We start from the raw sequence: 8,733 nt of genomic DNA, 5'->3' as shown, positions 1-8,733 counted from the left end.
CATCCAACATCAATGTTGCCTGACCCTCCGCTTTCGCGAGCAGGCTCGCTCCCAAAGGTTTTTGCATCCCTCCACAATCCACTCTCGCTCCCAAATCCCACGCACAAAAAAGGGGACTTTCGTCCCCTTGCGATATCCAGCTTCGAACCTCAGTAAATATCCTTCGACAGCAACGTAAACGGTGTCTTCACCAGGATCTTCAGATCCAGCCACAACGACCAGCTGTTGATGTACTGCAGGTCAATCTCCACACGCTTCTGCATCTTGTCGATAGTGTCTGTCTCACCGCGGCAGCCGCTGATCTGGGCCAGCCCGGTGATCCCCGGTTTAATCCGGTGGCGCGCCATGTACGCGAGGATTTTCCCCGAGTAGTAGTTGTTGTGCGCGACGGCGTGAGGGCGTGGGCCGACCAGGGCCATATGCCCCTGCAACACGTTGAACAGTTGCGGCAGTTCATCCAGCGAAGTGCGGCGAATAAAGCGACCGACTGCGGTGATGCGCGAATCATTACGGCTGGCCTGCTTCACGTCACGGTCATCGTGAACACGCATCGAACGGAACTTCCAGACCTTGATCACCTTGCCGTTCCAGCCATGGCGATCCTGTTTGAAAAACACCGGACCTGGCGAGTTGATCTTCACCGCCAGCGCAATGATCAGCAGGATCGGGCTCAGCGCGATGATCGCCAGAAACGCCACGGTTTTTTCTACCAGACTCTTGCTCAAGGCAGCGGTAGGGCGACTGGTCAGCGGGCTTTCGTTCAAGTAGATCGCCGGCAGGCCATCCACGACCTTCACCGAGTGATTGAGCAGGGTCAGACTGTTCAAGTCCGGCACCCACACCACGTCGACGTTGGCACCCAGCAAGTCACCATAAATCGCTTCGATTTTCGCGGCTTCGCACAGCGGCAGGGTGATGTACAAGCGGCGGATGTCATGGGTTTCGATCAGCTCCAGCAACTGTTCCTGATCACCCACTACACGCGGAGCATCCGAACCCAGTGCAGACACATCGCCATTGCTGACCAAACCTACCAGCGGCAGGTTTTCCAGTTGGCTGAGCTTCTTCGCCAGACCCAACGCCAGTTCGCCAGTGCCGACGATCAGCGTCTTGTGTTCGCTTTTACGCGACCGTTGGTAGTACTTGGAAAACGCATGCAGCGGAGCGTAGAGAAACGCCTGACCGAGGAAGCCATACACCGCCCAGCTCAGAATCACCTGCCGCGAAAACAGCTCATCGGCCTGGCAGACAAAAGCGATGCACGCCAGCGCCGCCATGGTCATCGACCAACCCATGAACAGCCGACCGAGCCCGGTCAGGTAGTTGTCACGCTTGCGATAAACACCGCTAAACGTATACGCCGGCACCGACGCCAGTACCGCCAGGGTTGCACACATCCGGTAGTAGAACGCGACCGTCCCGGTGTGCTGCTCGGCGAGTATGAACAGCAGCGTCACCACAAAGCCTTGTGCCAGCGCCCATTGGCCCCAAAAGGTCAGTCCCTTGAGGCCTGTGCTTCGATTGATACTTAAAGAAAGATCCATACGGTATCCCCAAAAGACGTCCATTCAGGTTTCAACAGTTGAAAACCGAGTTGTTATGCAGACTTATTGTTTTTGTTGTAGCGAGTGTCCTGAGGTAACAACATCGATATGCCGAACTGTCGTCAGTCAATAGACTAAGTTATTGGCTGGAATGGTGTCTGACGAGTTCTAACAAGATGGCACAGTGCCAACTTTTTAATAATTAAATAAAAGGGTGTTAGAAAAGGTCGTAGAGCGAGGGGTGAATAAAGTATGTTGTATTTGTTACTGTTGGAGGGTGGAGGCAGGGAATATTTACTTCAGGGAGGAAGATCAAGCCAAACAGAGTGCTCTTGTTGTTTTTGTAATCGCACTTTTTCTGTTTGTTCTGTTCGTGGAGGTCTTGCGGGTTACGCGACGACTTCCTGAATCAGGCAATAACCGCGGTTTCTGACAGCACGAAACAGTCGCTCACCATTACTGGCGCTTTTGAATTTGTCTTGCAGGCGACTCAAGCACATTTCCAGGCCGCGATATTGTTCCGGTTCTCGACCGATGCTGAGAATCAGCTCGTCACGACTGACAACACGCTCTTCATGGCTGAGCATTTTTCTGACCAGTGCTGTTTCCAGGCCAGTCAGGCTGATTTCGACATCTTCTTTGACCAGTGCACCCTGAGCCGGGTCGAGATGCCAGGTTTCATTGCCGGGCATATCGCCTTCAACGGCAGGTGGCATGTTGCGGGATTCCCCGGTAATGACCGGGACATTCTGGAAAGGATTAGCCGATTGCGCGGCGCGCCATTCGGACTCGAGCGTGGCCACTATTCGCTGAGTATCGTGTTCGATACTGCGCGGGATATTTTTTCGACTGATGCCTGGATATGTGAACTCCATCACCATTGGAGCGGAAGAGGGCGAATCAACCCCTTCAAACGAATTGAAACGTTCACTGGACAGCATGCTCTCCAGTTCGCGTTGCGACGTTGTACTGTGAGTCACGACAACAAAATATTTCCTTGGGAGGGTTGTACTAGTTTCCATGTCTCTCTCCTGAATACATACCAAAATTGGCTAAAAGATAAATCGGCAGGCGAGCAATGACTTCCTCGGAAGTAATCGATAGGCAGGGTCTGGGCCCAAGATTGGCCCTCGATAAATTCCACTCGATCTGCTGCTATGTTATGGAGTTTTATTGTTATGGGGCGTGTTGTCGCGCTCATTCAATTGCTTGATTTCAAACAGGCGTGAAGCAGAACGGGAGCTATATGGTTGCATTAGACGATCCTTCGTACGTATGCAAATGGGATGGCTGCCCGAGAGTCAGGCAGTCGATATCAGACCCCGCAGCAGGCGATAGCCATAGCCGCGAATGCTCTGAATCGCGTTTGTACCATACATGTCCTTGATTTTTCCACGCAAGCGACTGATTGACTTCTCCAGCGCTCGAGGGTCRTAGAAATTGGTGTTGAGGCCCATGATGCTGGCGATTTCATCATGGCTCAGAATGTGATTACTGGTTTGCGCGAAGGCTTCGAGGATCTTCATTTCGGCAAACGAGATATCGAGTTTCTTGCTGGTGCCCATCAGGCAGATACGCGTCGGATCAAGCGTCAGATCGATATCGCGTTGCCATTCTTCGCTGTTGAAGAACTCGCCCAGCAACTCGGCGCCATCGTCGGAAAGGGTATTGAGCTTGATACAAACATCCGCGCCAGCCAGATAATATTTGATCTTGTTGAAGGCGCCGCGACCGGTGATGACCGCGCAAATGATCGGTTTCAAGTTGTCGCTGCGCAGGTTCTCGACCAAGGCAAGATTGTCTTCGAGGGCCTGAGGGCTGTCGATAATCAGGAAGATCGCTCGATACGAACCAGACTGTTCATTCAACTGATATGAACTAGTGTACGCGCTGGCTTCGAGCGCCATATCGGTACGTATATGCTGGGCGACTAGCGCTTTGAAATGTTCAGCCACGCCACGGGTACGACCCAGAGTAAGAACACCAGGTTCGTCGTTTGTCGGGCGCGGGCTTCTAGTCGCTAAGTTCGCTGAGAGCATCATGCATTGACTCGAATTAAGTGCTGACATCGGGATGTTAAAGCACCGGTTCTCATCTGTGACTGACAATTGGTAACATTCACGCGTTTTTTAGACGTGGCTCGCGAGTTTTCTAACAATAATTAAGCTTTTCAAGCTTTTAGTTGATTTTCTCGGAGGGGTGAACTACTACTTAGATGGTGGCGATATGCAATGGTGCCACTATTTTGAGCTTATTGCGATAGCCTTATCCGTGTCCAATTGCCACTGTCTGGCCATCGTTGAATAATGTGATATTGATCACACTTTGTTGTCAGAGCAACTTTTTTCTGCAAAAAGGCCTAAATATTTTCTGCGTAGTTCGTCGGCCGACGATTACTAACATGGCTTGAGTGTGTCTTTTAATAAGACGTAATCTTTGTGGCTGATGAACTTTTGCGTTTATGTATGTCAATGGTCTCACTGCAGATACTCAACCCCTGAGTGTTATTACCCGGTCGCTCGCCACGAGCGCTCTGACGGAGGATTAATGGATTTCTGGACCCTTTTCCAGGTGTTGATATTAGGTGCGGTAGAAGGCCTGACCGAGTTCCTGCCGATCTCGAGTACCGGCCACCAGATCATCGTTGCCGACTTGCTGGAATTCGGCGGTGAACGCGCCATGGCCTTCAACATCATTATTCAACTGGGTGCCATTCTTGCCGTCGTCTGGGAGTTTCGACCGAAGATATTCGACATCATCAAAGGCCTGCCCACCGAACGTAATGCACAACGCTTCACTCTCAACTTGCTAATCGCCTTTCTGCCCGCCGTGGTCTTGGGCGTGTTGTTCGCCGACGCGATCCACGAATACCTGTTTAACCCGATCACCGTCGCCGTGGCACTGGTCRTCGGCGGCATCATCATGTTGTGGGCCGAACAGCGCAGCCATGTGATCAGCGTCGAACACGTCGACGACATGCGCTGGTCCCACGCACTGAAAGTCGGTTTCGTACAATGCCTGGCGATGATTCCAGGCACCTCGCGCTCCGGCTCGACCATCATCGGCGGCCTGCTCTTCGGCCTGTCGCGCAAAGCCGCCACCGAGTTTTCGTTCTTCCTCGCCATGCCCACCATGGTCGGCGCCGCCGTGTACTCCGGCTACAAATACCGCGACCTGTTCCAGCCCAACGACCTGCCAGTCTTCGCCCTCGGCTTCGTCACCGCGTTTATCTTCGCGATGATCGCCGTGCGTGGTCTGCTCAAGTTTATTGCCAACCACAGCTACGCTGCGTTCGCTTGGTACCGGATCGCGTTTGGTTTGTTGATTCTGGCGACGTGGCTGTTTGGCTGGGTCAACTGGACCGCCGCCGCAGCCGCCTGATCACTGGCTGCTGATCAACGCCGCCACGGCGAGATCGTTTAATGTCGAATCCGCCGACTCCTGGCGAAAGCGCTGCAAGGCCGAGGTGAAATACGCGGCCTGCAGCATGCCGTCGCTGGCCAGATAGAGTCGCGCGTCTTCCTGCTCCTCGGCGGAGTAAACACGCTTGTGACTGTCGGTCGTTTCCTGGCTAGCCGAAAAAGGTGCGAGAAATAAAGACACCAAGGTGAGCCCGGAAATCTGCGTCACCTCCCACGGCGTATCGGTACGGCCCATACAAAAGCCATCGCAGTGTGCATAAACGTCGGAAGTGAAGCTGAACAAGGCGAGGAGGGTGAAGCGCTTGAAAGCAGAAAAAGTAAACGCGGGCATAAACAAAAGACATCCTGTCAGTACAACAAAACAGCGGGCAACGCTCATGCGTCGCCCGCACACTCAAACCATCAATCAACGACCTTCAAGCAACTCAGCCGCCTGATCCAGCAACGCCAGCGGATCCTTGGCCTTGTGAATATCCACCGACAACAACTGACGGAATTTCCGCGCCCCCGGGAACCCCGTGCCCAAGCCCAGCACATGCCGAGTGATGTGATGCATCGCACCACCGGCCAGCAAATGCTCGGCTATATAAGGACGCAACTGCGCCAACGCCTCAGCCCGACTGATCACCGGCGCCGAACTGCCAAACAACTGCTGATCCACCTCCGCCAGCAGATACGGATTGTGATAAGCCTCACGCCCCAACATCACACCGTCGAACGTCTGCAAATGCTCATGACAAGCCTCCATCGTCTTGATCCCGCCATTCAGCACAATCTCCAACGCCGGAAAATCCGCCTTCAGCTGCGCCGCCACGTCATAGCGCAACGGCGGAATGTCACGATTCTCCTTCGGCGACAACCCCTCCAGAATCGCAATACGCGCATGCACGGTAAAACTGGTGCAACCGGCATCGCGAACCGTGCCGACGAAATCACACAGCTCCGCGTAACTGTCCCGACCGTTGATGCCGATGCGGTGTTTTACCGTTACTGGAATCGACACCGCGTCTTGCATTGCCTTCACGCAATCCGCTACCAGTTGCGGGTGACCCATCAGGCACGCGCCGATCATGTTGTTCTGCACGCGATCGCTTGGGCAGCCGACGTTTAGGTTTACCTCGTCGTAGCCGTGCTCTTGGGCCATCCGGGCGCAGGCGGCCAGATCCAACGGAACGCTACCGCCTAATTGCAACGCGAGAGGGTGCTCGGCTTCGTTGTGACGGAGGAAACGTTCGTGATCGCCGTTGAGGAGCGCGCCGGTGGTGACCATTTCGGTGTAGAGCAGGGCGTTCTTCGACAGGAGGCGTAGGAAGAAACGGCAATGGCGGTCCGTCCAATCCATCATCGGGGCGACGGAGAAGCGGCGGGAGAGTGGGGCGGGTTGTAGAGACATTGGGGGAATCTGGATCAGAGGGGCGAAGGTTGGGGAGTTTATCAGGATTGGGATAGGACGGAGGCTTACGCATCGTTACTACGTGCTCTTGCTCGCAGCTGGGGCGAGACAAATCGACTGAATATTGTGGTCTGGCCCCTAATTTCCAATTGGGCCATGCGGCGCGAAATGATGAGTCAGAGCTATACAACTAAGCTGGATCAGCTTTGGAAGGTAGGGTGCAAATAATGGTGTGACGCTCGGCAGTCGGTCTGCTGCGTAATTTAGCGTTGTTGAGCATCACTGGGGAAGGCCTCCAATGAGGTCTCCGTATGCCCAGACCAATGTTCCAGCAATCGCAATGGCCACGCCCCATTTAGATGCAGTACCGTCAATTTGTGTTTGGCGACCAGCTTCGGCTTCAGCCTCAGTTGGTACGAGATGACCACAGTCGATGATCGATTGACTTTTCAGCCATTCGGCGAGTCCCATGCGTACTAATGGGCGGAAGGTAAGCAGTAGGCCGGCAATTGTAAGGATTGCCCCTGACCGGCCAAACCAATGCCAATGATTTGACCAAATACTGGCGGCAGCAGACGCAATCACAATCAACGAGCTAACAGTAAAAAGAAACTTAATATCTGAAAATAGTCGTCTCATAGGGTGGCGAACCTTGGGAGTTGATGCAGACTATATCTGGTTGAAATCCGATGATAGTCATTTATGTAGTATTAGAAGATGGTTTTAATGACTTTTTCCACACCGTTAATCAGTTCACCTACCTCTTCTGCTGTCGGTTCATTTTCATTTCGATGGCTGCACTTGTTTCGGAAGTCTCCAAGTAGTTGAATGTGGCGAAGCTGGCTTAACTCGATAATGTCTGCTGCTTTTAGCGCATCGGTAATAGGTCCTATCGTACTAAGCTTGATCGGTAATTCGTATTTGTCGCGGAGCTGCTTCAGATGTCCTTCAAGTACTACACCTGCGATAGCTCCTGCGGCGCGGGTGAAGCCGGATTTTAATAACCCTTTCGCAGTATCTAGCTCGGAGTCAAATAAATCAGCTTGGACTAGTTGCTTTATATCGAAAAGGGAGCTTTCAAATCGACGCTTAATTGCCTCAACGATGGCCACTTGTTGCTCGAGAAGCGGCGATGCAGAGCTGGCGTCAGCTTTTACCACCCCGGCGAAGCTTACGCGTAACCCTTGACAAGCGTCCTCAATTCGATAGTTTTCGAAGGTTATGTCTTTACGCGCTTTGGGTTTTTCATAAAGGCGGATGAAGTCCGATAGGCGATCTGGCAATAGCTGCTTAACCAGCGATAGCGACTCCGTGTACCATTGCTGATATGCATTAGAAAAAGGCTTGATGTTGTTCATGAATACTTCAGCTTTTTTTTCGTCCCCATCAAGGGTTTGAGTAATCTGAGCGTGAAATTCCGCTCGGCCGATTGCAGTACATTGGAGCGAGTATTTTACCCAAACGGATTCACTCAATAAGTCATCTAAATCTTTCCGATACTTATCCAAGTTTGATATTAGCATTCCGCTTCCCCTCAAGATTAGGCCTCTTGTGCCTGAAGCGACCAAGCCGCTAGTTAGCCGAGAGTAATAGGTACGAGCTTCGATCTGCAAGGGCTACGCTACCTCTTATTACTCATAGGGGGTTGCGGTCCGGATGTGCAATAGGTGATAGTCATTTGGCAGAGGTTGTCGGCTCCTGTTGGGAAATCGCTCTGTTATCAATCAATGGATGTGAGAGGCTGAGCATGTTCGATAAAGACAAAGTGAATTTGAAAAAGCAGGATGGGTCGGGGGCGGAAGGAATCATCGCTACCGTTGCTGGCAGCGATCTCATTGTTATCAAAGGAAAAAAATACATTATCGATGTTGGAGACCTCCTAACGAGGAAGCTTTCGAATGGTGCGGAGGAAACCTATCAGGTTGTCGATCCAAAGTATTACGAAACTACGCCTGGTTCGTCCGGCCCGCATTATCAGCTCAAGGTCAAGAAACTCGGTGTTCCCGAGGCTAAGGCAGCTTTCCAGCACATCGTATACAACGTCACCGGTAACAACGCTCGCGTGAATGTTGACTCTGTAGATAACTCTACAAACATTGCAAATGTTCATGCTGCTGGTGAGCAAATTGATTTGCTGCGGAAGGAGATTGCGAGTCTAGATCTGTCACCCGTGACCAAAACGGAAGCGCTGGAGGTGCTTGATGCGGTGGAGGCTCAGTTGGGCCAAGAGAAACCCAAGCGATCTGTTGTCATGGCACTCCTCGACTCACTGCCGAAGGTTGCATCAATCGCCGCATCAGTCGCGAAAATTTCTGATTTATTCTAGACCTGACGCCTTCTGAGTTTAGGGCAGAATTAGCGCAGAATGTAGACC

10 protein-coding genes are annotated in these 8,733 nt (G+C 52.4%); 3 read left to right on the top strand and 7 right to left on the bottom strand.

The genetic code is table 11. The features are described from left to right. Nucleotides 1-149: 149 nt before the first annotated feature. From AC1DVF_RS27860 to AC1DVF_RS27850, 3 genes are all read right to left on the bottom strand, one after another. Nucleotides 150-1,544, bottom strand: a complete 1,395-nt coding sequence (locus AC1DVF_RS27860) for an undecaprenyl-phosphate glucose phosphotransferase (protein WP_093433772.1) — start codon at nt 1,542-1,544, stop codon at nt 150-152. Between the two features lie 389 nt (nt 1,545-1,933). Further along, nucleotides 1,934-2,566 (bottom strand): winged helix-turn-helix domain-containing protein, encoded by a 633-nt coding sequence (locus tag AC1DVF_RS27855; RefSeq protein WP_093433774.1) that lies wholly within the window; start codon nt 2,564-2,566, stop codon nt 1,934-1,936. A gap of 279 nt (nt 2,567-2,845) precedes the next feature. After that, a complete protein-coding gene (locus tag AC1DVF_RS27850; protein ID WP_186624444.1) occupies nt 2,846-3,586 on the bottom strand; it encodes a winged helix-turn-helix domain-containing protein in 741 nt (246 codons plus the stop codon). A 505-nt stretch (nt 3,587-4,091) separates the two neighbouring features. On the opposite strand from AC1DVF_RS27850, the gene AC1DVF_RS27845 reads away from it, so the two are divergent. After that, a complete protein-coding gene (locus AC1DVF_RS27845) occupies nt 4,092-4,925 on the top strand; it encodes an undecaprenyl-diphosphate phosphatase (protein ID WP_477783493.1) in 834 nt (277 codons plus the stop codon). On the opposite strand, the gene AC1DVF_RS27840 is transcribed toward AC1DVF_RS27845, so the two are convergent. Then, nucleotides 4,926-5,345 carry a DUF2388 domain-containing protein gene (locus AC1DVF_RS27840; RefSeq protein ID WP_477783492.1) on the bottom strand — a complete coding sequence of 140 codons (420 nt, stop codon included), beginning with the start codon at nt 5,343-5,345 and terminating at the stop codon, nt 4,926-4,928. Nucleotides 5,346-5,372: 27 nt separating this feature from the next. Next, entirely contained in the window at nt 5,373-6,359 is a 987-nt protein-coding gene (gene dusA / locus AC1DVF_RS27835; protein WP_095121085.1) for a tRNA dihydrouridine(20/20a) synthase DusA, read from the bottom strand. 126 nt (nt 6,360-6,485) lie between these two features. Between dusA and AC1DVF_RS27830 the strand changes: the two genes are divergently transcribed. Further along, on the top strand, nt 6,486-6,587 hold the full coding sequence (locus AC1DVF_RS27830; RefSeq protein WP_477783491.1) for a DUF4113 domain-containing protein: 102 nt from the start codon (nt 6,486-6,488) through the stop codon (nt 6,585-6,587). 51 nt (nt 6,588-6,638) lie between these two features. Here the strand turns inward: AC1DVF_RS27830 and AC1DVF_RS27825 are convergent, their stop codons facing one another. Continuing rightward, nucleotides 6,639-6,998: a hypothetical protein gene (locus AC1DVF_RS27825; protein ID WP_477783490.1), complete on the bottom strand. Its 360-nt coding sequence runs from the start codon at nt 6,996-6,998 to the stop codon at nt 6,639-6,641. Nucleotides 6,999-7,069: 71 nt separating this feature from the next. Then, complete coding sequence (locus tag AC1DVF_RS27820; protein ID WP_477783489.1) at nt 7,070-7,882, bottom strand: hypothetical protein; 813 nt, start codon at nt 7,880-7,882, stop codon at nt 7,070-7,072. A gap of 224 nt (nt 7,883-8,106) precedes the next feature. Between AC1DVF_RS27820 and AC1DVF_RS27815 the strand changes: the two genes are divergently transcribed. Next, the gene (locus AC1DVF_RS27815) at nt 8,107-8,685 is read left to right on the top strand and encodes a hypothetical protein (RefSeq protein WP_477783488.1); all 579 of its coding nucleotides are present in this window, start codon (nt 8,107-8,109) and stop codon (nt 8,683-8,685) included. The last annotated feature ends 48 nt before the right edge of the window (nt 8,686-8,733 follow it).

It is taken from the genome of Pseudomonas sp. P4_D7, from assembly GCF_056401755.1.
The sequence above is the reverse complement of the archived record's forward strand: the minus strand, read 5'-3'. Positions and strand labels throughout refer to the sequence as shown.

Coding starts and splice junctions, on each gene's coding strand:
- AC1DVF_RS27860 (WP_093433772.1), bottom strand. CDS start 1,544: ATGGATCTTTCTTTAAGTATCAATCGAAGCACAGGCCTCAAGGGACTG.
- AC1DVF_RS27855 (WP_093433774.1), bottom strand. CDS start 2,566: ATGGAAACTAGTACAACCCTCCCAAGGAAATATTTTGTTGTCGTGACT.
- AC1DVF_RS27840 (WP_477783492.1), bottom strand. CDS start 5,345: ATGAGCGTTGCCCGCTGTTTTGTTGTACTGACAGGATGTCTTTTGTTT.
- dusA (WP_095121085.1), bottom strand. CDS start 6,359: ATGTCTCTACAACCCGCCCCACTCTCCCGCCGCTTCTCCGTCGCCCCG.
- AC1DVF_RS27825 (WP_477783490.1), bottom strand. CDS start 6,998: ATGAGACGACTATTTTCAGATATTAAGTTTCTTTTTACTGTTAGCTCG.
- AC1DVF_RS27820 (WP_477783489.1), bottom strand. CDS start 7,882: ATGCTAATATCAAACTTGGATAAGTATCGGAAAGATTTAGATGACTTA.
- AC1DVF_RS27815 (WP_477783488.1), top strand. CDS start 8,107: ATGTTCGATAAAGACAAAGTGAATTTGAAAAAGCAGGATGGGTCGGGG.